Annotated in this window: 23 protein-coding genes and 1 pseudogene; 11 read left to right on the forward strand and 13 right to left on the reverse strand. The window is 61.7% G+C overall.

From position 1 onward, the window contains the following. Nucleotides 1-51 precede the first annotated feature (51 nt). Together AX672_RS15850 and AX672_RS15855 are read left to right on the forward strand one after the other, a co-directional pair. Nucleotides 52-624: pseudogene (locus AX672_RS15850) on the forward strand (type IV secretory system conjugative DNA transfer family protein); the annotation flags it as partial. Between the two features lie 733 nt (nt 625-1357). Next, nucleotides 1358-2470 carry a replication initiator protein A gene (locus tag AX672_RS15855; protein ID WP_066652980.1) on the forward strand — a complete coding sequence of 371 codons (1113 nt, stop codon included), beginning with the start codon at nt 1358-1360 and terminating at the stop codon, nt 2468-2470. An 89-nt stretch (nt 2471-2559) separates the two neighbouring features. Here the strand turns inward: AX672_RS15855 and AX672_RS15860 are convergent, their stop codons facing one another. From AX672_RS15860 to AX672_RS15880, 5 genes are all read right to left on the reverse strand, one after another. After that, nucleotides 2560-2979, reverse strand: coding sequence for a GNAT family N-acetyltransferase (locus tag AX672_RS15860; protein ID WP_231472260.1), 420 nt, complete (start codon nt 2977-2979; stop codon nt 2560-2562). Between the two features lie 137 nt (nt 2980-3116). Further along, nucleotides 3117-3470, reverse strand: coding sequence for a hypothetical protein (locus AX672_RS15865; protein WP_062344211.1), 354 nt, complete (start codon nt 3468-3470; stop codon nt 3117-3119). Between the two features lie 39 nt (nt 3471-3509). Beyond that, a complete protein-coding gene (locus AX672_RS15870; RefSeq protein ID WP_066652983.1) occupies nt 3510-3824 on the reverse strand; it encodes a ribbon-helix-helix domain-containing protein in 315 nt (104 codons plus the stop codon). Further along, nucleotides 3821-4474, reverse strand: a complete 654-nt coding sequence (parA, locus tag AX672_RS15875; RefSeq protein WP_066652985.1) for a ParA family partition ATPase — start codon at nt 4472-4474, stop codon at nt 3821-3823. Before parA ends, AX672_RS15870 begins: the two co-directional genes overlap by 4 nt. Nucleotides 4475-4549: 75 nt before the next feature. Beyond that, complete coding sequence (locus AX672_RS15880) at nt 4550-5191, reverse strand: transcription elongation protein SprT (protein ID WP_066652987.1); 642 nt, start codon at nt 5189-5191, stop codon at nt 4550-4552. 403 nt (nt 5192-5594) lie between these two features. Between AX672_RS15880 and AX672_RS15885 the strand changes: the two genes are divergently transcribed. The 3 genes from AX672_RS15885 to AX672_RS15895 are packed head-to-tail and all read left to right on the forward strand — an operon-like array spanning nt 5595 to nt 6759. After that, entirely contained in the window at nt 5595-5861 is a 267-nt protein-coding gene (locus AX672_RS15885) for a type II toxin-antitoxin system RelB/DinJ family antitoxin (protein ID WP_004212930.1), read from the forward strand. Beyond that, nucleotides 5848-6129, forward strand: coding sequence for a type II toxin-antitoxin system YafQ family toxin (locus tag AX672_RS15890; RefSeq protein WP_004212931.1), 282 nt, complete (start codon nt 5848-5850; stop codon nt 6127-6129). The genes AX672_RS15885 and AX672_RS15890 overlap by 14 nt, the downstream gene beginning before the upstream one ends. Before the next feature lie 9 nt (nt 6130-6138). Then, complete coding sequence (locus tag AX672_RS15895; RefSeq protein ID WP_066653000.1) at nt 6139-6759, forward strand: histidine phosphatase family protein; 621 nt, start codon at nt 6139-6141, stop codon at nt 6757-6759. Here AX672_RS15895 and AX672_RS15900 read toward each other — a convergent pair. The 6 genes from AX672_RS15900 to AX672_RS15925 form a co-directional block, all read right to left on the reverse strand. After that, the gene (locus AX672_RS15900; RefSeq protein WP_004212934.1) at nt 6756-7718 is read right to left on the reverse strand and encodes a tyrosine-type recombinase/integrase; all 963 of its coding nucleotides are present in this window, start codon (nt 7716-7718) and stop codon (nt 6756-6758) included. The genes AX672_RS15895 and AX672_RS15900 overlap by 4 nt on opposite strands. Next, on the reverse strand, nt 7715-8110 hold the full coding sequence (locus tag AX672_RS15905) for a CopG family transcriptional regulator (RefSeq protein ID WP_066652990.1): 396 nt from the start codon (nt 8108-8110) through the stop codon (nt 7715-7717). The genes AX672_RS15900 and AX672_RS15905 overlap by 4 nt, the downstream gene beginning before the upstream one ends. Nucleotides 8111-8147: 37 nt before the next feature. Continuing rightward, nucleotides 8148-8513, reverse strand: a complete 366-nt coding sequence (locus AX672_RS15910; protein ID WP_062345061.1) for a DUF7673 family protein — start codon at nt 8511-8513, stop codon at nt 8148-8150. Between the two features lie 216 nt (nt 8514-8729). After that, nucleotides 8730-11000 carry a TonB-dependent receptor family protein gene (locus AX672_RS15915; protein ID WP_082730595.1) on the reverse strand — a complete coding sequence of 757 codons (2271 nt, stop codon included), beginning with the start codon at nt 10998-11000 and terminating at the stop codon, nt 8730-8732. Nucleotides 11001-11704: 704 nt separating this feature from the next. After that, nucleotides 11705-12622: an NAD(P)/FAD-dependent oxidoreductase gene (locus tag AX672_RS15920; protein ID WP_062343928.1), complete on the reverse strand. Its 918-nt coding sequence runs from the start codon at nt 12620-12622 to the stop codon at nt 11705-11707. 85 nt (nt 12623-12707) lie between these two features. Continuing rightward, a complete protein-coding gene (locus AX672_RS15925) occupies nt 12708-13187 on the reverse strand; it encodes a DUF411 domain-containing protein (protein WP_231731400.1) in 480 nt (159 codons plus the stop codon). A gap of 277 nt (nt 13188-13464) precedes the next feature. On the opposite strand from AX672_RS15925, the gene AX672_RS15930 reads away from it, so the two are divergent. The 6 genes from AX672_RS15930 to AX672_RS18360 all read left to right on the forward strand — a co-directional run bounded on the left by AX672_RS15930 (nt 13465) and on the right by AX672_RS18360 (nt 18789). Further along, nucleotides 13465-14772 (forward strand): glycoside hydrolase family 130 protein, encoded by a 1308-nt coding sequence (locus AX672_RS15930; RefSeq protein ID WP_062343926.1) that lies wholly within the window; start codon nt 13465-13467, stop codon nt 14770-14772. Nucleotides 14773-14883: 111 nt separating this feature from the next. After that, complete coding sequence (locus tag AX672_RS15935; RefSeq protein ID WP_062343925.1) at nt 14884-15228, forward strand: hypothetical protein; 345 nt, start codon at nt 14884-14886, stop codon at nt 15226-15228. A 52-nt stretch (nt 15229-15280) separates the two neighbouring features. Continuing rightward, a complete protein-coding gene (locus tag AX672_RS15940; protein ID WP_231731401.1) occupies nt 15281-16981 on the forward strand; it encodes a SulP family inorganic anion transporter in 1701 nt (566 codons plus the stop codon). Beyond that, the gene (locus AX672_RS15945) at nt 16978-17655 is read left to right on the forward strand and encodes a carbonic anhydrase (RefSeq protein WP_056405860.1); all 678 of its coding nucleotides are present in this window, start codon (nt 16978-16980) and stop codon (nt 17653-17655) included. Before AX672_RS15940 ends, AX672_RS15945 begins: the two co-directional genes overlap by 4 nt. Before the next feature lie 404 nt (nt 17656-18059). Then, nucleotides 18060-18236, forward strand: a complete 177-nt coding sequence (locus AX672_RS15950) for a hypothetical protein (protein ID WP_202189359.1) — start codon at nt 18060-18062, stop codon at nt 18234-18236. A 49-nt stretch (nt 18237-18285) separates the two neighbouring features. Further along, entirely contained in the window at nt 18286-18789 is a 504-nt protein-coding gene (locus AX672_RS18360) for an MgtC/SapB family protein (RefSeq protein WP_082446662.1), read from the forward strand. A gap of 82 nt (nt 18790-18871) precedes the next feature. Here AX672_RS18360 and tnpC read toward each other — a convergent pair whose 3' ends face one another. Next, the gene (tnpC, locus tag AX672_RS15960) at nt 18872-20431 is read right to left on the reverse strand and encodes an IS66 family transposase (protein WP_062346055.1); all 1560 of its coding nucleotides are present in this window, start codon (nt 20429-20431) and stop codon (nt 18872-18874) included. A gap of 31 nt (nt 20432-20462) precedes the next feature. After that, a complete protein-coding gene (gene tnpB, locus AX672_RS15965) occupies nt 20463-20687 on the reverse strand; it encodes an IS66 family insertion sequence element accessory protein TnpB (RefSeq protein WP_269454055.1) in 225 nt (74 codons plus the stop codon). Between the last annotated feature and the right edge of the window lie 53 nt (nt 20688-20740).

Raw genomic sequence — 20740 nt, forward strand, 5'->3', positions numbered from 1 at the left:
AACGGTCGGGATGCTTAGCGTACGTTTTCGAACATTCTCTCACCGGCCCCCTATCTGGTGCTGCCGCCCGATCGGCTCGCCACCTATGCCCGGTGGCTGCGCCTGATGCTGGCGCAAGGGTTGACCGATCTGGCGCGCGCGCCGGCCTCCCCCGCCCGCCCCGTCCTGTTCCTGCTCGATGAGTTCGCCGCCCTCGGCCGCCTCGAACCCGTCGAGCGCGCTATGGGCCTCATGGCCGGCTACGGCATCCAGCTCTGGCCGATCCTGCAAGACGTTCACCAGCTCCGCGCGCTCTACGAGCGCCGTGCCGGCACCTTCTTGTCCAACGCCGGCGTCTTGCAGATATTCGGGGTCAACGATCACGACAGTGCCAAGCTCGTCTCCGATCTGCTCGGCCAGGAGACGGTCGTGTTCGAGACCATGAGCCGCGCGATCGACAGCGACGAAACCGGCATATCGTTCGGCGCGCAGCATGTCGCTCGCCCGCTGCTCACGCCGGATGAAGTCCGCACGCTGCGCGAGGATTACCAGCTCCTGTTCCTCGCGGGGCAACGGCCGATCGTCGCCGCCAAGCTCAAATACTATGCCGATCGCGAGTTCGCGGGCCGCTTCGACAAGGCGTGAGGCCGTTTAAACGGTGCGTGGATCTCGCGCCGGAAAAATCGGGCGGCCCTGGGAAGCCCGTAGAGCGCCATAGGCGGTTCCGACGCCGAAAACCCTGACCTACGCCCGGAATGAGGCCGGGCGGGCCGGAAATCGCCCCCTGTGGGGACGTTTCCGCCTCCTCTACCCTCTCGATCAGAACGCCCACATATCCGCTTGGCTTTTCTGGAAAGCCATTTTCGGCGGCTGGGTTCAATGATGCGCTGGCGATAGGGGTGTGACGGTCACACCACACCCCAAATCAACAAAAGCGTGCCGGCGAAGCCGGCTCATTTTGGGGATGCCGGGTGGGAGGATCGCATAGCGATCCGGGGCGGCCGAAGGCCGCGAGCCGGCGGGGCGGAGCCCCAAGAGGCGGTGCTTTTCTTCCTTTCAACGTCGCATCAAGCGGGGCGGCCTAAAGTTATCCACAGCCTCGCCCTAGTGTTAATATATGGGTTTAGAGTCGTGTTACGGGATTTGGGCGGTTTTATAGTGCGTTGAAAATAATGTATTAATTGGCGTTTTTGTGACGCGTGGTGAATCCGCTCTGACGAAAAAGCGAATCCAGAGTGACGATAGGGTGAATCCACTCTGACGATAGGCCCGCCCCCTCCAAGCGTAATCGGAATGACGATAGCGCGGGGGTGAATCTGAAATGACGATAATCCGCTTGCGTATGTGAAATGACGATAGTAGCTGTGGCGTTAGTGAAATGACGATAGACTCCGCCCCTTCCCTGTTTGACGCGCCGATCGCCGCGCCGTCCACGGCCGTGGACGGCGACGATCGCACGCCGCTGCTGCCGGTGCGGCACCCTAACCAAGACCTGTTCATCTGCGATGTTCTCGACGCCATCCCCAAGGACGACATGGCCTCGATGGAGCATCCGGTTTTCTCGCTCTCGACCAAGCCCGACAACCGGATGCGGCGCTATGAGCATAACGGCAACGTTATCGAGATTATCCCCTCGGGCAAGGGGCTGGCGACGATCCACGACAAGGACATATTGATCTACTGTATTTCGCAGCTCGTCGCGAAGATGAATCAGGGCCAGCAACCTAGCCGCACGGTGCGCCTGCAAGCCTATGACATGCTCGTCGCCACCAACCGGCAAACCAGCGGCGAAGGCTATCGGCTGATGGCCGACGCCCTCACCCGCCTGCGCGGGACCACGGTGCGGACCAATATCCAGACGGGCGGTGTCGAGGAAACGCGGATTTTCGGGCTGATCGAAGAAGCCAGAATCACACGCAAGACGTTCGACGGCCGTATGCTCGATCTGGAAATCACCCTGTCGGATTGGGTCTATCGCTCGGTCATCAGCAAGAATGTTCTGACGCTTCACCGCGACTATTTCCGGCTCCGCAAGCCGTTCGAGCGGCGCATGTATGAGCTGGCCCGCAAGCATTGCGGCGTGAAGGACGAATGGAAGATCGGCCTGGAGCTGCTGCAAAAGAAATGCGGCTCGAACAGCCCGCTCCGGGTGTTACGGGCCTTGGTCAAGAAGGTCTGCGAGCATGACGCGGACCACGGCCATTTCCCCGACTATGCGGTGACGATGAATGATGACGTGATCCTGTTCCGCAACCGCTCGGGCCTCAAGTCCAAGCCCGATCCGCTCGCCAACGCCGGCGACGATGCGCCCTATATCGACCCGGAAACCATGCACGACGCCAAGACGGCCGCGCCAGGCTATGACGTGTATGCGCTTTATGACGAATGGGTGTCGTGGTGGCACGACATGGGCAAGCCCGAGCTGAAAAGCCCCCGCGCCGCTTTCCTAGGCTTCTGCAAGAAACGGCACGAACGCAAGCCACTGCGCTGATCCCTTATGTGGACAAGCGTTCATGTCCACATGCAAACATATCGACTGATCCGCCTTTGTCACTTTCTGGTCGATAGCTACGGACTCGACTACAGGTGAAGTCCAAGAAAGGATGCGCCGGGAACCGGGTTGAAGGAAATCGGCTCCGCCGCGACGAAACCAAGAGTCTCATACAGCTTGCGCGCGGGGACGAACTTCGCTTGCACATCGAGCCTCATTTCGCTGTAGCCCACAGTGCGAGCTTCCTCGATCAGACGTTCAGCGAGCGCGCGACCAAGATGCCGTCCCTGAGCCTGGGGACGAACATATAGTCGTTTCATCTCGCATATCTCGTGTGTGACTTGGCGCATCGCTACGCAGCCTTCGATTTCCCCCTCCCGGTCCGCAAGCAGCACGCATCCTTTGGGCGCCGCATACTTCCCAGGCAAGTTTGCAAACTCAGCGTCATTATTCTGATAGTCGAGATTGACCGGCGAATTAGCGATGAACTCACGCCAGATGCCCAGCACCGAAGCTGTGTCACGAGGAAAGATCGCGTGCCTAATAACTACCATAGCGTGATTGCTTCGCCGAAAATCGTGGCGGCAATAGGACAGTGTCATGGCGTTAACTGCCATGTTTGCATGTGAACATGACGACATTGAGTTTAACTTCGGCCCAGGCTCCTTCCGATCAACCAAAGCTGGAAAACATGGGCCGCCACGAACGCGCCTCCAATAAAGATCGGGGACGGTAACAGCATCCCCTCCTGCCCCGGCCTCGGCGTTAGGGTCATCGCGGTAACATTGAACAGCCCCAGCACACAGATCGCAAGGAAGGGCGTGAAGCTGAGAGCTAGAACGCGAGGTGCGGACCAATTCACCAAATTGGAAAGCGGCTCTGATCGTGAAAGCCGCCATTGCATCGGCAGTTTCCTTTCCTGCCGGAAACGGGCGTTTGCCCGGATGGACAATCCGATCATCACCAGTGCGAAGATGGCGGACACGATTAGCACGTCCATGAGTTTTCCCCTAAGCTATATGTTTGCATGTGAACATGCTCACTTGCCTACAGGACTTTCCCCCATCTTTCGGAGCCAGTCGTTGAACGCCTCGGCCATCGCGTCCTGCAAGCTCATGCCGTGCTTGCGGGCGGTCATGTGCATGGCGAACGACATTTCCGGGCTGAAATAGCCCGTCATCGCCTTCTTGCCCTGACGGCTCGGCGCAACCGGGCTGCTGCTCGAACTGCTGCCGGTGCCTACGCCAGTGCTGCGGGCGATCGGCGCGGCCGCCCTTCCCTCCGGCTCGGCCGTCGCCGGCGTCGGCGCTGCGTCCCGATCCCGCAATGCAAGCAATGATCCCTTCCGGCTCATGCGCTGGCCCTCCGCTTCCTATCTGCTGGCATGTTTACATGTTCACATGCCCACTTGTAAAGCTGACGCACCTCATCGGCCGCCTTGCCATTCGGTTCGATCTCCATCACGGTTTTTCCCTCGGTCGCCGCATGGCGGAACGCGGCGCGATCCGCGACATGCAGCGGGCAGGCGTCCAGCCCGTAACCCTGCACGAGCTGCGCCGCCTCGTCATACATGCGTGGCGCGGTCGGGCTTCCCGCCGTGAAGATCACGAAAGCGGGCTTGCCGCGCATCTTCACAAGGCTGGCCGTGGTCTTGATCGCGGCCAGGTCGAACGCGCTCGGCCGACAAGGTATCAACACCAGGTCGGCCGCCTCGACGGCGGCGCTGGCGGCGCTGTCGGCATGGGGCGGGGTGTCGATCACGATGAACTCCGCGCCCTGCGCCGTCGCTTGCTCGATCTTGGCGGCAAGGCGAGGGGGGGCGCTGTCGATCACGACCGGGGGCGCGTCCTGCCGCCATGCCGCCCATTGGCTCGCCGTCGCCTGCGGGTCGAGGTCGATCACCAGCGCGGTATGCCCGGAATCCTCGGCGGCTGCGGCCAGGTGCAAGGCGAGGGTGGTCTTGCCCGCGCCCCCCTTCTGGCTGATGATCGCGATTGTTGGCATGTGAATATCCTTACATGAACTCATGTTTGCATGTGGTCATAGCGCAAACGGCTATCGGATGAAAGGGCAGGGCGTCTAGCCGTCCTCGCCGCCCTCATCCTCGCTGTCATCGTCCAGCGCCTCATGGCTCATCTGGCCGTGATCCTCGATCGGGCAAAGCGGCGCTCCGGCCTGCTCAAGCCATTTGCGCGCGGTCCTCGCGGTATAGCCGCACGTCGCGCACTCGCATTTCAGCATCCGGGTTTTCTGCTTCTTGGGCGCGGTCGACTCCCCGTCCGTGTCGAGACGGGCATGGGGGAGGGGGCCAGCGGCATCGAGGATCGGTGCGACGGCCGCAAGGAACGCCTCGCCGGGGGTGGTGGCGCGCATAGGCCCGACCAACCCCAGCCCCAGCGCGACCCGTTTAAACGCCTTCCCATGCCCTGCCGGGATGCCGACGGCGGCATGGACCAGCTCATGCGCGAGGATGGCCGCGATCTGCGCCGGCATCGCATCGGGCGCGTGCGCTAGGTCCGGGCGAATGAAGATTTCAAAATGCCCGTCCGCGCTAAGTCGGTTGTCCCAGCACTCACCGATCGCCTTGCCCTTCGCGCCTCTGCTGGTGAAGCCGATCGCCACGCGTACGCGGTCGGGCAGGGGGGCGTCCAGCGCCTCGAACAGCAGAGCCATGCCCTGCGCCACGGCATTGAGCCAGCTTTCGCGGGTTTCGTGGGTCATCGTCTTTACTCCCTTCAAATCGCCTGTCCGGCGATGGCCATGCCATCGGCCGGAACACGGACGCCCAAGAACGCCGGCGAGAGAGGGGGGCAGCGGGAATCTGCGGGAGTGGTGCGCGGCGCAGGGAGGCGCAGCCGAGTGAGCCACGGTCCCGCTGATTGCCGTTGCGGGGGAGAGGCGGCCGGGACCGCCTTTCCCCCGGCGCTGCTGCGCGAGATCCGCGCAGCGATCTCGCTTCCGCCATGTGGATCGTTACCTTGGGCCAAGACCGCTTGCGGGCTTGGGGAGCGTGAGCGACTAGAGCCACGGTGCCGCGCCAGCGGCAGGCGCATAATCACCGCACCCATTGCCAAAATCAGATTCTGTGACTACATTGGGACTACGTTTTCAGAAGGAAATCCCAATGGCTGTTTCCGACACCTATGTCCGCGCCAGGATCGACAATACGACGAAGGAACGCGCCACCGCCGCGCTGGGCGCGATGGGCCTTTCGATCTCCGACGCTATCCGGCTGCTGATGCTGCGTATCGCCGACGAACGGCGCTTGCCTTTCGAGGTCAAGGTTCCGAACGCCGCGACACGCGAGGCAATGGCAGAGCTGGCGGCGGGGAAGGGGACCAAGTTCGCCAGCGTCGATGCGCTGATGGCGGACCTCCATGCGGACGATTGATCGTTCGACCCGGTTCAAGCGCGACTACAAGCGGGAATCAAAGGGCCGGCATCGAGCGACCCTCGATGCCGATCTTCTGCCCGTCCTGGCCGCGCTCGCGACCGACACGCCGCTTGATCCCAAATACCGCGACCATGATCTGAGCGGCGATTGGGCGGGCTACCGCGATTGCCACGTCAAGCCCGATCTGGTGCTGATCTACGCCAAGCCCGACGACGAAACGCTGCGCCTCGCGCGCCTTGGCTCGCATAGCGAGGTATTCGGATAGATGACGCATATGCGGGCGATCTTCATCCGCCACGGCGAATCTACAGGCAACGCCGGCGTGCCGTGTCGCGATCTCGCGACGATCGAGCTGATGGAGCACGGCCACGAACAAGCGCGCCAGGTCGCGGCGAGCTGGACGCAAGCGCCCGCGCTCATCGTCACGTCGCCCTATACCCGCACCCGGCAGACGGCCGCGCCGACGATCGCGCGCTTCCCCGGCGTCCCGGTCGAAGTCTGGCCGATAGAAGAGTTCACCTATCTGCAACCGGCGCGCTGGAACGGCACGCGCAGCGCCGAGCGGATGCCGCACCTCGAACGCTATTGGAGCGAGGCCGATCCTGATTATTGCGACGGGGAGGGGGCGGAGAGCTTCGCCAATCTGCTCCGGCGCTGCGAGGCGGCGCTTGCCCGCCTCGCCGCCATGTCGGCCGCTTCGCTGGTCTATGTGTTCGGGCATGGGCAATTCATCCAGGCCGCGCGCGCGATCGTCGCCGACGCTCATCTGGACGATCGGGGCAAGATGCTCGGTTTCTGGCACAAGGGCGAGCCGCCCGCGATCAGCAACGCGCAGCAGGTAGGGTTCCATTGGCAGGGCGGGCGCTGGGGATGTGCGCCAGCGATCGCCGCCTAGATCAACACCCGCTCCACCTCGTCCAGCGTCACGTCATCGGGCCGGCGGTCATAGAGCTGAGTCGTGCGGGTAGAGCTGTGGTTCGCCATCGTCGCCGCCGTCTCCAACGTGCCGCCGTTTTTCAGATAGGTGGTGATTCCGGTCGCGCGGAACGAATGGTTGCCGATCGCCGTCCCGATCTCGGCCGCGCCTGCGCGCCGGCGCACCATCGCGAAGGCATTGGCTTGGGGCAGGGGGGTATCGCTTAGTCGCTTAGTCCCGCGTGCGATCGTGCGGAACAGCGATCCCTTGCGATCCTCACGCAGCGCGCACCCGTCGATATAGGCGGTCAGATAATCCTCTAGATTGTGATGGCAGGGCATTTCATGGCGCTTGCCGCCTTTCTCGTGCAGTCGGACCCATAGCCGCCTGTTCTGCATGAACACGTCCTCGACCCGCATCGCCAGCGCCGCGCCGATCCGCGCGAAACTATAGACCATCAACCCGATCAGGGCGCGGTCGCGCAGGCCCGCATGGGTGGTCACGTCGATGCTGTCGAGCAACCGCCGCGCCTCGTCCGGGGCCAGCACCGGCGTCTTGCCGCGCCGCTGGCTATGCGCCGGCCCGCGCACCGATCCGGCAGGGTTCACCGGCACGATATGGCCCGTCACCAGCCAGTCGAACAGGTGGCGCACGCCGGCGAGCTGCTGCTTGACGCTGGGCGCGGCCAGCTCGCGCCCCAGCGCCTCGACCCAGGCCGCGACGTGGAGCGGTTGCACGGCCTCAAGCGAGGCGACGCCGCGCGCCTCACACCAGGCCAGGAAGTCGCCGGCCGCGCGCATATAGGCGCGGCGCGTATGCGGGTTGCGAATGGTGACGGCGAAGAACTCAAGGAAGCGCAGCCGCGTGGCGTCGTCGGCCGCCGCGATCAAGGCCGGCAACGCCAGCGCCGGCGAGGGCAGGGGGGCGAGCTGGTTCATCGTGCGATCTTCTGCCAACGGGCCGGCTCGGGGCGAGGCTTCGCCAGCTCCCGGCGCAATTCGTCAAACATCTCATCAGCGGGACGAACGCGGCCCGCCTTCACGTCCTCAAGCCCGCGCGCAACCGACTCGTCTAATATCCGGCGTAGCAGCTCGTCGCGCAAATCGCGGTGCGGCTCCATGTCGATAAAGTTCTTGACGATCGCGAACACCGCCTCGGACGGATCAACGAAATGGCCCCCCTCGACCTGCGCCAACAGCCAATCGGCCATGTCGCCGGGTAGATACGCCTCGAAACGCAACCCGCCCGCGCGCGCCTGCTCGCACAGCGCCTTGGCTTGGTCGCGCTCGGCGTAGTTGTCGGCAAAAGCCTCGTCGTCATTTTCGATCATGCCGGCATCCCTTTTTGCGGTGGATCTTCGGAGGCGTTTAAACGCTCTCTGCGGGGTCGCCGCGATAGCGCACCCAAAGGTCGCCCATCGCGTCGCGGTAGCCCCAGGCATCGGCGTAGGTGGTCGACTCCTGCGCCAGATAGGCCATGACCGTAAGCATATCCTCGGCAATGACGGCATCGACGTTGCACAAGTGGATGATCGGGAAATGCCCGCACTCGTCGCCGTTCCACCAGGCCAGCAGGAAATCCGCGACCTTGCCGGATGCGCCGGTTTCGGCCGCGCGTGTGGGCGGCCGCGCGATCGGCAGCAAGCGGCCGATCGCCGCGCCGGCCTCATCGAAACTGACGGCCCGGATGACGGGGCGACGTTGCGGGGGTGTCGTGGCGGCCGTCCCGGTCATGCGATCATGGTCCCTAGAGTGTGTGATAAAGGACATTATCATATGTAGAGCGAGCTGTGAATCCTTCCTCGGAGCGAGGGGCAGATTTGAGATACGCCACAACTCGATCAAGACAGCTCAGTCGCGATCGGCGGGGCTCTCCCACAATCGACCGTTCGCGGGCGAGACGCGCGATGGTAAGGCTGGCGCGTGCTCGCCTGCGTCTTATTCACAAGCTTACATGCGAAGCGACACGCCAAGACGCACCGTGCGCGGAACGCCCGGCAAGATGCCGCGCGAACGATCAACGATTGTCAATCGGTCAAAAACGTTATGCGCGCTGGCAAAAATCTCCCATTTGCCCTTGGGAGGGCCATAGCTGAGTGCGAGGTTTGCCGTCGTCCAGCCGGATATGCGTCCGCGCTGGCCGTCGGGCGTCACGGCCAAAAGATTGACGTCATCAGCGAACATTGCTGATTGACCAACGACCTCGATCTGGCCGGTAAAGCCCTGACGGGCAATGCCGACCGCTGCGCTCAACAGAACGCGAGGACTATAGGGAAGCCGGTTGCCCTGCACGTTACGGGCGAGCCCACACGCCACAGGTCCGCTGCCTGTCGCCACCATCGTTCCCACCGCCCCGCCGTCAAGGCACGGTGCCGTGGCGATACGGGTCGATGCATAGCGCGCTGTCGGCACCCAGGTCGCAGCCATACGAGCAAAGAAATCGGTCTCGCTGGTCAGTCCCGCATCCGAACTCGACGCTTTTAACGAGAACTCGCCACCGCGATGCAACGTGCGGCCTGCCGACGTCAACGTGGCCCCGGTTCCCCCGGCGACAGATTGAGGCACAATCTGATTTTCAAAGTCCATCACGAAGAAGGTTGCGTCCGCGTACAGTCCACGAACCAGCGTCCCGCGCATGCCTAGTTCCCAGTTCCAGCTCAACTCTGCGTCGAGATCGACAGAACCTCCGGCGCTTGTGATGACATCTTCCACCCGCGGTGGCGCGAAACCGCGATGGACGCCGCCATAAGCAATGATGCCATCGGCAATATCGAATGTCGCCCCGATCCCGGGGATGATCTTTTGCAACTTGCTTGTGCCGGCGGTCTCGGTCGTCAGCCCGCCCGACGGCCTGCCACCGATCAGAACGTCAATGGGCAAGTTGCGGCGACGAAAATCGATTACTTCAACCCTCGCGCCCGGGATGATCGCAAGCTTTCCGAACTCAAGTGTGGACTGCACGAATCCCGACCATGCGGACGCATTGCGAAGCTGATTTTCGCGCAGGCCGGCATTGACGCCACTCCCAGCCACTCGGGAAGCGGCGGTGTCGCCGTTTACCTGGCGACGGCGCTGTCGTTCATCATGATAGCGGATGCCGATTTCGGTCTGTCCGCCAAAGCCGAGCCCCAGCCCGTCGCGATGCCCCAGCGAGATTCGCGTTTCGACCCCCCAGGTATCGTAGTTTCGAAGCCTTCCCTCGTTGCCGCACCCGGTCAACAGGTTGGCCATGCCGCCACATAGCGGATCCGACGCATCGGAGGGGCGCTGTGTGGAGTTCGAGGACTGTCGCCACCAGTCGCGATCAAACCGTTGCCAATAAGCCACCGTGCGCAGACTGATTCCAGTAGCGAGTGTCCAGCGATGGGCTGCCGAAAGGCCATAGCGATCAGCAGAAAATGTGTCACTGCCGCGCGGGAACGGATTGCCGCGTGGCGCGGCCGCGAATTCTGCGCGCGTTACCCCTGAATAGGTGATATCTGACCGCTCACGGAACCAACTTGCCTTTACAACTAGCTGCTGATCTGGCGACAAATCCCATTCGCCCTTGGCGAACAGGTCGGTGAACCGGAGCAACTGATTGTCCCTGCTCCCCGCAGCCTGGCGATGATCGGCGGTGACGAAAGCGCGTCCGCCCAGAACCGGCCCGCCGATCTGCGCGTCCGCGCCGAGGCCATTTCGGTTGCCCCCCTGCAGCGACAGCTTGCCCTCGAACGTCTCTGGAGCGCGCGGCGTGATATAGTTGATGACGCCGCCTATCGTCTGCGGTCCGAACCGCACCTGCGAAGCGCCCTTCAAAACTTCGATGCGATCAAACCGGCTCAGCGGCGGATGATAATAGCTGGCGTTGTCGCCATATGGTGCGAAGGCCAGTGGGATCCCGTCTTCGAGTAACAGAACCTTGGAAGACCTAGTCGGGTTCAATCCCCTTATCCCGATGTTGGGCCGCGCCCCCGTCCCCTCCTCGTCCCGTGGAAAGACGCCAGCGACTTGGCGCAACGCATCGTTGACCGTCAGGACGCGGCTCCGATCTAGATCCTCGCGCGTGACAATCGAACCTGAACCCGCGATGTCGAGCAGGCTCTCAGCGTTTCCGATCACGATGATTTCCGGTGCTTTTACGTCGGCGACATTATCGTCGGCGACATTTTGGGCGAGCACCGGCGACGAGATGGTCACAGCGATTGCAGCCAGCGGCACGGCATTTATAAAGTTAACCAACGTACGTCCCCTGAAATTATCTGCGAGTAGTTCGCATTAGCGATTAAAGTCTGTTGCTAAAAAAAGCAAACTGCTTCGCCGGGCGTGTGCGCCAGAGGCCCGGAGGCTTCTCCACGGGCTGCCCTCGGGCCTGCCTTGCGCGTCGGTTGCACCGACGACCGCCGCGACGTTGGCCCCGCCCAGACGTCGCGAGCGATGCCGCATGCCTTGCGGACCGATCGCCCGGGCGGCGCTGAGTACGCACCAGGGGCTCGGGATGAAAATGCGTGGCGAAGGCGTGCGGCCGGTCTGCCCGTTACTGCCTCACCGCGCCGAAGGAGGGGCCCAAGTGTCGGGCGACCGCACGCTCGCGCACTTCGCCAGATAGCCATGACCAGTGCATCGTTGACCAGTTGCGCCGTTATCGCAACGCTCATCGACTAACTGACGATGCAGCGTGAGAACAGGTCGATGACAGCCGCTAAGTACAGCCAGTCTTCGGCGGGTCCAGATATAGGTGAAGTCTGCCACCCGCTTTTTTGTTTCGGGCCGTTGGCGGTTAACTGACAATGAGCACGTTGCCGGCGATGATCGGCGACCGGATGTTCCTCATATTTCTTTCGAACACTATTCAGGACTATAGGGACCCGCCAAAATCTGTTGCAGCAAGCTTATTGAATAGCTGCGACCCTATCCGGGCAAATCGTCGATCCTCCCCACATATTTTATACAAGGCTATGGCCATCGCGCTGACGCAGGTCGTTGTGAAGCGTTGTCGCGGCGATCGCAGCATGGCCCATCGCAACGCTGATCTGGTCGAGCGACATGACGATGTCGCCGGCGGCATAGATCCCTGCGGCGCTGGACCGCTGCTTGGGATCGACCACGATGCAGCGATCGTCACTCAGCGTCAGGCCGAGGGACTTGGCGAGCGCGTTGTTGCTGTCCGAACCAAGAGCGGGATAGATGGTGTCGAACCGGTAGAGGCCGCCGTCGCGTAGTCGAACCACTGCCGCGTCGGCGAACTCGAGCGCGTCGATTGGACTCTCCTGCACGTTGATGCCGGCACTCGACAGGCTGATGCGATCCGTTTCGGAAAGTTCAACCGACTCGTGGGTCAGGAGCGTTACATCGTCCGAGAAAGTGCGCAGAAACAGCGCCTCCGCAACGCCGTGATGGTCGGCGCCGATCACACCGATCGCCTGTCCAGTTACCTCGTAGCCATCACATACGGGGCAGTAGCGCAGCAATCCTCGGTCGAGGGCGTCGCGATGCGTTGCTGCATCCATCGCCGGACGTCGGTTTTCCACGCCTGTCGCCAGAACGACAGCGCGAGCGGTAAAAGCGATACCCGCGCCGCGTGCCTCGAAGGAGTCTATCCCGCCTTCCAGCTCTTCGATGAGGCCCGTGACGATCGTCGTGCCGAAACGCTCGGCCTGCTCGCGCATCCGGCCTAGCAGATCCTCGCCGTTGATCCCGTCCGGAAACCCGGCATGATTGTGCGAGCGCGGAATCCACTTTGCGCGGCTGTGGCCTGCATCGACCACGATCACGCGGCGATGATAGCGGGAAAGGTAAATGGCTGCGGTCAGGCCGGCAGGTCCGCCGCCTACGATCAGAACATCGCACTGCTCGGACATCATGCCTCTTTCACCGGATCGCGATAAGCAGGCACCCCCATCGTGGTGCGCCCGCGCTCGATCCACCCCATTAAGGTGCGGACTTTCCTCACACCGTCAGATAAAGCTCTGGGGCCTTCGCGCCGAAACTGAGCACCTTGAACGGCGCGACCTTCCGCCCGCTCATGCCAGGGGAGCCAGCAGGCATTCCCGGAAGCGCGATGCCTCGGATGCGCGGCTTTTCCTTAAGCATTTTCTGCACTGCCGCTACCGGCACGTGGCCTTCGATCGCATATTTCCCGATGATGGTCGTATGGCACCCCGCCAGCTCCGCTGGCACGCCGAAACGCGACTTCACCGCTTCGAGATCGCTCACCGGAACGACCCGCACTTGTATGCCCGCTGAGCGCAACGCAGCGGCATGGCCATCACAACATTCGCAACCTGGGTTCTTGTACATGACGGCGGTAACCGCCGACGGCGGACCTGCCGTTGCCGGAGCAACAAAGATAGCTGCTGAAAGCATAAGCCCGGCTATTTTCATCAACATGGTCTTTCCTCCTGACGAAATATCAATCCAGTGACGCACCGTAGTCGCTCGGCACGCGATTGCGGCCATGCCGCTTGCAGAACCCGAAGCGCGGAGCGGAATAGCAACATGGCGACGAAAGTGCCGAAGAGAAACATCGTACTTGCGACGGCGTAACGCCGCTGATCAGCTTCGGCGCTGCCTCGATCACAACCAAAGTCCCGAGCGCCGCGATGAACGCGCCCTGGCGACCGCGCACTAAGATATAGGCCGTACGCCCCAGAGAGCCTAACTTTTATCGATAGAGCTCAAAGCGGTTCGCCCGTACAGCTCATTCATGAACATAAGAAGGTCCGCCAAGGCCGAGCGCGCGAGGCTCCGTTTTCATGATGTGCTTCTCCGGCCCGACCCGTCGCGCACTGTGGTCCGGCCGTTCGAACCTGGCTATCCGCCTAGCTTCGATAGCGGCAAGACGCGTACGCAGGAGACGGTCGATTTCATCCTTGCGCTCGACGAGCCCGAACTGACCCGCCAGCTGGAAGGCGTGACTGCATCGCTCGACGAGAACCACCGGGATGTCGATGCGTTTCTCCGACGACGCTTCGATGAAATGGCCGACCGTTTCGACGGAGCCAATCGATGCAACGACGCACAACGCCGACTGATCGGGGCGTATTTCAGTCAGGAGTACGCCTATGAGGGAGCGGCGCTGTTCAATCCCAGCGCGGTACTCCATCCCGACCAAGTCGATGTGGCCAAGGGCGAGGTCCGCTTTATTCTGTCGCTGCGCGGGATCGGCGAAGGCCACCTTTCCTCCGTGACCTTCCGCACCGGCCGGTGGACGCCGGGCGGCTCGCCGACCATCGACGATCCGGGGTCCGTGTCGGTGCCGCCAATCATTGATCAGGCCGATACGGCCAACGCTTCTGTTCGGCTCCATTGCGGCGGCAGTCGGACCCTTTCGGAGACGGTTCTGTTCCCGGTGCTGGCGAGCCAGCGCCAAGGCATCGAGGATTTGCGCCTCGTCCGGTTCGACGAGGGCGATGGCGTCTTCGCTTATCACGGCACCTATACCGCGTTCAGCGGTTCGGCCGCGCGGTCGGAGTTGCTGACTACCACCGATTTCACCACCTTCGAGATGCGCGCGCTGACCGGCGATGCCGCCGGCGGCAAGGGAATGGCGCTGTTCCCGCGCCGGATCGACGGCCGCTTCGCGATGCTCGGTCGCCAGGACAATAAGAACATCTGGCTGCTGACATCGGAAGACATCCTGGCGTGGAATGGTGGCTCCAAGCTGATCGAGCCGCGCTATCCGTGGGAATTCGTCCAAATGGGCAATTGCGGCTCGCCGATCGAGCTGGATGAGGGTTGGCTGGTCCTGACGCACGGCGTCGGCACGGTACGCAACTACTGCATCGGCGCGTGCCTGCTGGACAAGGACGATCCGTCCAAGCTGCTGGCGCGCACGCCGCGTCCGGTCCTGGCGCCCAGCCCCAAGGAACGCGACGGTTACGTCCCCAACGTCGTCTATAGCTGCGGTGCGCTCGCGGTCGGCCGCGACCTGCTGCTTCCCTATGCGGTAGCCGACAGCTTCACCGCGTTCGCGACGGCGTCGATCGACGACCTGCTCGCCGTGATGGAATAATCCTGACACGGGTACCGGAGAGGATCGCACCCGATCTAACGAGCGCACCGTAAAAGAGCTAGATGATAAGGTAGTGGTCTTGAACGTGCAGGATCGCTAAGGACGGTCGGAATGAGCCGCCTGCTTCCTTTTGTCATCGGCTTGCTGTTTGCCTCGCTTTTGGGGCTGACTTCGGCTTTCTATCTAAGTGACGAAAGCTCGAATATGAGCCGCTTCGGCACGCCCGGCTTAGCCCTTTCGATGGCGAGCGTGAGCGAGCCTCCAAGCGACGAGGTGCCCGGAGACGTTGCCGGACGCTTCCCTCATGCGCATAGTGAATGCCACGGCGATCACATGAAGGTGCCTGCCATGGCGATCATCTCGCAGATGGAGCCTGAGGAGGTTTATTCGACGTCCGGGCAGCGGATTAGCGAAGGGGTGATTGTCGCCCCGACATTGAGACCCCCAAAACTCTAAGCTACGGCAACGGCCGACAGTGCCTCTGAGTAGAGCATGGTCGCTGTAACGGGTGACTTCGTCACGCGGCCCGGGCCCACTTGCGAACGCCGCGGCGATCCGCCGCTTTGAAAAAAGCGGCAACCCTGCTTTGCTCGCCGCTCACCAAATCCTGCATACAGTTATGGAGACCCTTGTGTCCTCTTCGAAACAACCTCTTGCGTCGTTGCGGACAGATCTGCCCGCATCCATCGTCGTTGCGCTCGTTGCGCTCCCGCTCTGTCTGGGCGTCGCCCTTGCGTCAGGAGCGCCCCTATTTTCTGGCCTGATAGCAGGTATCGTCGGCGGCATTGTAGTTGGCGGCCTGTCCCGGTCTCCGTTGTCCGTCAGCGGTCCTGCCGCGGGCCTTACGGTTATCGTGCTCGACACCATCAATTCCCTACCGAGCTATCCGATCTTTTTGTCGGTAGTGGTTTTGGCGGGCGCGTTGCAGTTGGCATTTTCTACGGCTCGCGCGGGAATCCTGAGCGAATTTATCCCGTCCTCAGTGATCACGGGGATGTTGGCATCGATCGGACTTATTCTTGTTCTCAAACAGATTCCGTTCGCGATCGGCTATGAGGTCGAGGCTGAGGGTAGCTTTCAATTCTCTTCTGGTGACGGGAACACGTTCACCAACCTTTTCGTGTTCCTGAGGCGCAAATTTGAGCCGGGTGCGCTGATCATCAGCCTCGCGGGCCTTGCTTTCCTGTTCTGGTGGAACAGCGCGAAACCCAAGCAGGGTCCGCTCCGTTTCTTGCCAGGCCCCTTGGTGGCCGTCCTGATCGGCGTCATCGGCAATGCGCTGCTCGGGGCGTTTCTACCTTCCTGGAAGATTGGCACGGAGCATCTTGTTCAGGTGCCAGTCTCCAAAAGCCCGGCCGAATTTGCTCAGCTTTTCTCCCTTCCCGATTTTTCGGGTATCGGGAGCAGTGCCGTCTGGATCGCAGCAGCCACGATTGCCATCGTCGCTAGCCTGGAGTCGATGCTCAGCATCAAGGCCATCGACGAGCTCGACCCGCAACGACGCACCACTGACAAGAACTGGGAACTGATGGCCCAGGGTGGCGGCAACATCGTGTCGGGACTGCTGGGAGGGCTGCCAGTCACCTCGGTGATCGTGCGTTCCTCGGCCAACGTCGGTGCGGGCGCGCAGAGCAAGGCGTCGACGATGCTGCATGGGCTATGGCTGCTGTTGTCGGTCGCGTTGATCCCCATGGTGCTCAACCTCATCCCGCTAGCGGCACTCGCGGCGGTGCTGATCGCAACCGGCTACAAGCTTTGCACGCCCCAGCTTTTCCTGGACCGCTACCGACAAGGCTGGACCCAGTTCATCCCGTTCGTAGTAACCGTGATCGCGATCATGTTCACCAACTTGCTCGAAGGCGTCCTGATCGGCCTTGTGATTGGGTTCGTGTTCGTCATAGCGCGTAATTTTCGATCTGCCGTAACGTTTGCATGCGAGGGCAATGATTGCCTCATCCGTGCACGGCGTAACCTGTATTTTATCCACAAATATGAACTTCAGAAGCAACTAAACCGCGTTCCCGAAAATAGCCGGCTTCTGATTGATCTTTCCGCGACGAGCTATGTTGATCTCGATAATGTCGAGATTATTAACTCCTTTATCAAAGCCGCTCGATTCAAGTCGGTAGATGTGGTCGTTCGTGGCGATCTTGCCGAACGGACATCTCCTTTGATCAACGCCCCCGTAGTTGGAGTAAGATTCGCATGAGAGAATATCGACAGCTTCTTCTCGCCAACCGGGCTTGGTCGCAGGAACTTATCGACGAGCGCGCGGACTTCTTCACGCGACAAGCCGATGGCCAGAAGCCAGCGTTCTTGTGGATCGGTTGCTCGGACAGCCGGGTCAGCCCTGAACAGATGACCATGACTCCTCCGGGAGGTATGTTCATTCACCGCAACGTCGCCAACCTTGTTAATCCGAGCGATCTCAACCTGATGGCGGCGCTGCAATATGCAGTCCAGGTGCTCAAGGTTCCGCACATCATTGTGTGCGGTCATTATGGGTGTGGTGGCATCAGGGGGGCATTCGCAGGAGGAGCTACCGGTCAACTCAGGCAGTGGCTCGATCATGCGAGTAGCGTTGTGCGCGATCATGCCGATGAACTTGCAGCGTTGGATGGTGAGGAAGCCAAGCTCAACAGACTCGTTGAAATGAATGTCAGGGATCAGCTGATCAACTTGGCAAGAACCGATATAGTTGAAAGCGCGTGGAAAGACGGCCAACCGCTTTGGTTGCATGGCTGGATTTACGACATTCGCGACGGTCATATCAAACCGCTGATGGAACTGGATGCAGACGCTTCCTTGGAAGAGGTCGGCCGCCCAGATAGCGTCCTTTTCTCGCATCCCGATCATACCAAAAACAGCATCTCTTTGGATTAGGACAAAGGACGCTTATAGAAAGTGTCATTAGTAACACGAGCATCGGCGCGCCACCGTCTTTTCAGGACGCACGTGTGATCGAGTGTTTCATCAAGTAGGAGGCAACGAGCCATGCGTATTGTGAACTGTTTGATGCTCACCGTGTTACCCGGCGGGCTCGCGGCCTGCACGCTCCCGTTCTCGCAAAAGCCTGTCATCAGCACTCCCGTCTATGATCACGTGCCGTGCCGCACCCCAGGGGCCCGGCTCGAAGAGCCGGTCGAATTCGGCGCGGCTTCTCGAGGATCTGATCGACCTGACGCCCAGTCAGGCTCGGCAAGGCCCAAAACGCCGACTTGCGTAGTCGAACGAGGGCCGAAATACCGATCGCGATGATATCTGACGACCCGCTCAAGGAACTTTCTATGTCGGATGATGAGTTTCTATATTTCGAACACAGAGCGCAGGTTGAGGTCGAGCTTGCCGAGAACTCTACCAAACCAGAAGTGATCGACGCCCATCGCAAAATGGCTAACGCTTATTTTGAAAGGCTGGTCGAGCTGAGATTGTCGAGAGTTAAACAGGACCGCGCGCCTCTCTAGTTCCTCCGTATCTCCGTCACAATCAAACAAAGGGTGATCACTATTGACCTTGGTTACCAGTAGTTTCTCAGAAGCCTTATGGCACCTTCTCAGTCTTCTGATCGCCTATGTTCTGGCTCTTCCGATTGGCTGGGATCGAGAAAAAGAGGAGCGAAGCGCCGGCATTCGCACCTTTCCACTCGTTGCCGTCGCCAGCTGTGGCTTTGTGCTCATAGCGATAGCCGTTCTTGGTCGGGAGTCGCTTGGTCAGGCTCGCATCCTTGAAGGCCTGATCACCGGCGTCGGGTTCATCGGCGGCGGAGCGATCCTGAAGCAAGGGAGTCGAACATCAGGGACGGCCACGGCGGCGAGCCTGTGGGCGACAGGGGCCGTTGGTGCCGCGGTCGGATATTCGCTGTACGATATCGCCATCATCATCAGCGCTGTCACCTTCCTGACTCTTCGACTTTCACGTCCACTCAAGAAAACCGCGGGCGAACAGGGCGACAACGTGGATAGCGCACCGGCACTGCCAGGCGGGGCCAACGCCCGACCGGAACCGGATTCAGGATAGTCGATTGCTGCGCGGATCGGATTAAGGTCGGGCGCTACGCGACGACAAATGGTTTCGACCCACATAAGAGTAACCGATGCTCTCAGGCCACAGCGATCCAGGGCATGAGTTCGCCGACGCTGTTGGCGGGATGACCGTTGGCGAGCTTGGTGAGCGTGTCGGTCATCCATGCGTGCGGATTGATGCCGGCGATCTTGCAGTTTTCGATGAGCGTGGCGATCACCGCCCAGTTGTCGCCGCCCTCGTCGGAGCCTGCGAACAGCGCGTTTTTGCGGTTCATTGCAATCGGCCGGATCGATCGCTCGACGGTGTTGGAGTCGAGTTCGACACGGCCGTCGTCGAGGAACACGGTCAGGCCAGCCCAACGGTTCAGCGCGTAGCGGATTGCCTCGGCGAGCTTGCTCTTGGCGCTGACCTGGCGAAGCCGGGCATCGAGGTAAAGGCGCAGGTCGTCGACCACGCCGCGGGCGCGTTCGACGCGCAAGGCCCGGCGCTGCTCTGCTGAGGAGCCGCGCACCTCGGCCTCAATGGCGTAGAGCATGGCGACGCGGCGCAGCACCTCAATAGCGACGGGCGATTTGTCCGCGAGCTCGTAAAACTTCCGGCGCACGTGCGACCAACAAAAGGCGAGTTGGATTTGCTGCCGCCGCTTTGCCAGCGCAGTGTAGCCGCCATAGCCATCGACCTGCAGGATGCCGGCGAAGTCGCCCAGATGCGCTTCGGCGCGCTCCGATTTACGGTCGGCGGCATAGACATAAGCAACCATCGGTGGATCAGCGCCGCCCCAGGGACGATCATCGCGCGCGTACGCCCATAGCTGACCGGTCTTGGTCCTTCCGGTTCCCGGGTTGAGCACCGGCGCCGTCGTCTCGTCTGCGAACAGCCGTTCCGATCGTCGCAGTCGCTCGAGAATGTGGTCACGCAACGGACGAAGATACCAGGCTGCCCGTCCGACCCAGTCCGCCAGTGTCGATCGGTCGAGCTGGATGCCTTGCCGGGCATAGATCTGCGCCTGACGATAGAGCGGCAGGTGATCGGCGTACTTGGCCACCAGCACCTGCGCGATGAGCGCTTCGGTGGGAATGCCACCCTCGACTATCCGAGCTGGCGCTGGAGCCTGAACGACCGCGCTCTCGCACGAGCGGCAGCCGTATCGCGGCCGGCGTGTGACCAGGACGCGGAAGGTGGTGGGTACGACGTCGAGGCGCTCGGCCACGTCCTCGCCGATCTGATGCAGCGCACCGCCGCAACAGGGGCAGGCCTTGTCCTCGACATCGACGACCTGCTCGATCCGCTCCAGGTGTGCGGGCAACGAGCCGCGGTTGGTCTTGCGCTGGCGATCGCTCTTGGACTGTGGAGATACCGCTTCGCGGGCAGCCCGGGCTTGACCGAGGGCCGTCTCGACATCTTCTAGGCCGAGCTGAAGTTGGTCGGGATCGAGTTGCTCAGACCGCGCGCCGAACCGATGACGCATGAACGCATCGATGATCGACTGGAGCCGCTCGATCTCGGCATCGGCCTCGCCCTTTGCGAGCGCCAACTCTGCGGCGGCGGCACGTTCCGAAGCCAGTATCCGGGCCTGTTCGAGGGCAAACGCACGGAGCGCTTCGATGTCTTCGGGAAGGTCCGCTTCCATGAGCATGGAGGCATTGAATCAGCAGTCAAAAGCCCCGTCAACCGGCAATCTGCGGGGCGATCGGCCGTCGCCCGCCATGCACCCGGCGCCAGTCCAGACCCTCCAGCAAAGCGCCGAGTTGCGCCGCCGTCAGTCGCATGACGCCGTCCTGGATGCCAGGCCACTTGAAGCCGCCGGACTCCAGCTTCTTGGCCATCAGGCACAGGCCAGTGCCATCCCACCAGACGAGCTTGACCCGGTCCGAACGCTTCGCCCGGAACAGGCGTCACCTCAAGGTTTGTGCGCCAGACAACGATTTGGCGGACATCATGAGAA

It is taken from the genome of Sphingomonas sp. CCH10-B3, from assembly GCF_001556185.1.
GTDB classification, from domain to species: Bacteria; Pseudomonadota; Alphaproteobacteria; order Sphingomonadales; family Sphingomonadaceae; genus Sphingomonas; species Sphingomonas aquatica.

What these genes read in the sequence shown, in the direction of transcription:
- AX672_RS15855 (WP_066652980.1), top strand. Translation starts at nt 1,358, where the DNA reads ATGACGATAGACTCCGCCCCTTCCCTGTTTGACGCGCCGATCGCCGCG.
- AX672_RS15865 (WP_062344211.1), bottom strand. Translation starts at nt 3,470, where the DNA reads ATGGACGTGCTAATCGTGTCCGCCATCTTCGCACTGGTGATGATCGGA.
- AX672_RS15870 (WP_066652983.1), bottom strand. Translation starts at nt 3,824, where the DNA reads ATGAGCCGGAAGGGATCATTGCTTGCATTGCGGGATCGGGACGCAGCG.
- parA (WP_066652985.1), bottom strand. Translation starts at nt 4,474, where the DNA reads ATGCCAACAATCGCGATCATCAGCCAGAAGGGGGGCGCGGGCAAGACC.
- AX672_RS15880 (WP_066652987.1), bottom strand. Translation starts at nt 5,191, where the DNA reads ATGACCCACGAAACCCGCGAAAGCTGGCTCAATGCCGTGGCGCAGGGC.
- AX672_RS15885 (WP_004212930.1), top strand. Translation starts at nt 5,595, where the DNA reads ATGGCTGTTTCCGACACCTATGTCCGCGCCAGGATCGACAATACGACG.
- AX672_RS15890 (WP_004212931.1), top strand. Translation starts at nt 5,848, where the DNA reads ATGCGGACGATTGATCGTTCGACCCGGTTCAAGCGCGACTACAAGCGG.
- AX672_RS15895 (WP_066653000.1), top strand. Translation starts at nt 6,139, where the DNA reads ATGCGGGCGATCTTCATCCGCCACGGCGAATCTACAGGCAACGCCGGC.
- AX672_RS15900 (WP_004212934.1), bottom strand. Translation starts at nt 7,718, where the DNA reads ATGAACCAGCTCGCCCCCCTGCCCTCGCCGGCGCTGGCGTTGCCGGCC.
- AX672_RS15905 (WP_066652990.1), bottom strand. Translation starts at nt 8,110, where the DNA reads ATGATCGAAAATGACGACGAGGCTTTTGCCGACAACTACGCCGAGCGC.
- AX672_RS15910 (WP_062345061.1), bottom strand. Translation starts at nt 8,513, where the DNA reads ATGACCGGGACGGCCGCCACGACACCCCCGCAACGTCGCCCCGTCATC.
- AX672_RS15920 (WP_062343928.1), bottom strand. Translation starts at nt 12,622, where the DNA reads ATGATGTCCGAGCAGTGCGATGTTCTGATCGTAGGCGGCGGACCTGCC.
- AX672_RS15930 (WP_062343926.1), top strand. Translation starts at nt 13,465, where the DNA reads ATGAACATAAGAAGGTCCGCCAAGGCCGAGCGCGCGAGGCTCCGTTTT.
- AX672_RS15935 (WP_062343925.1), top strand. Translation starts at nt 14,884, where the DNA reads ATGAGCCGCCTGCTTCCTTTTGTCATCGGCTTGCTGTTTGCCTCGCTT.
- AX672_RS15945 (WP_056405860.1), top strand. Translation starts at nt 16,978, where the DNA reads ATGAGAGAATATCGACAGCTTCTTCTCGCCAACCGGGCTTGGTCGCAG.
- AX672_RS15950 (WP_202189359.1), top strand. Translation starts at nt 18,060, where the DNA reads ATGTCGGATGATGAGTTTCTATATTTCGAACACAGAGCGCAGGTTGAG.
- tnpC (WP_062346055.1), bottom strand. Translation starts at nt 20,431, where the DNA reads ATGCTCATGGAAGCGGACCTTCCCGAAGACATCGAAGCGCTCCGTGCG.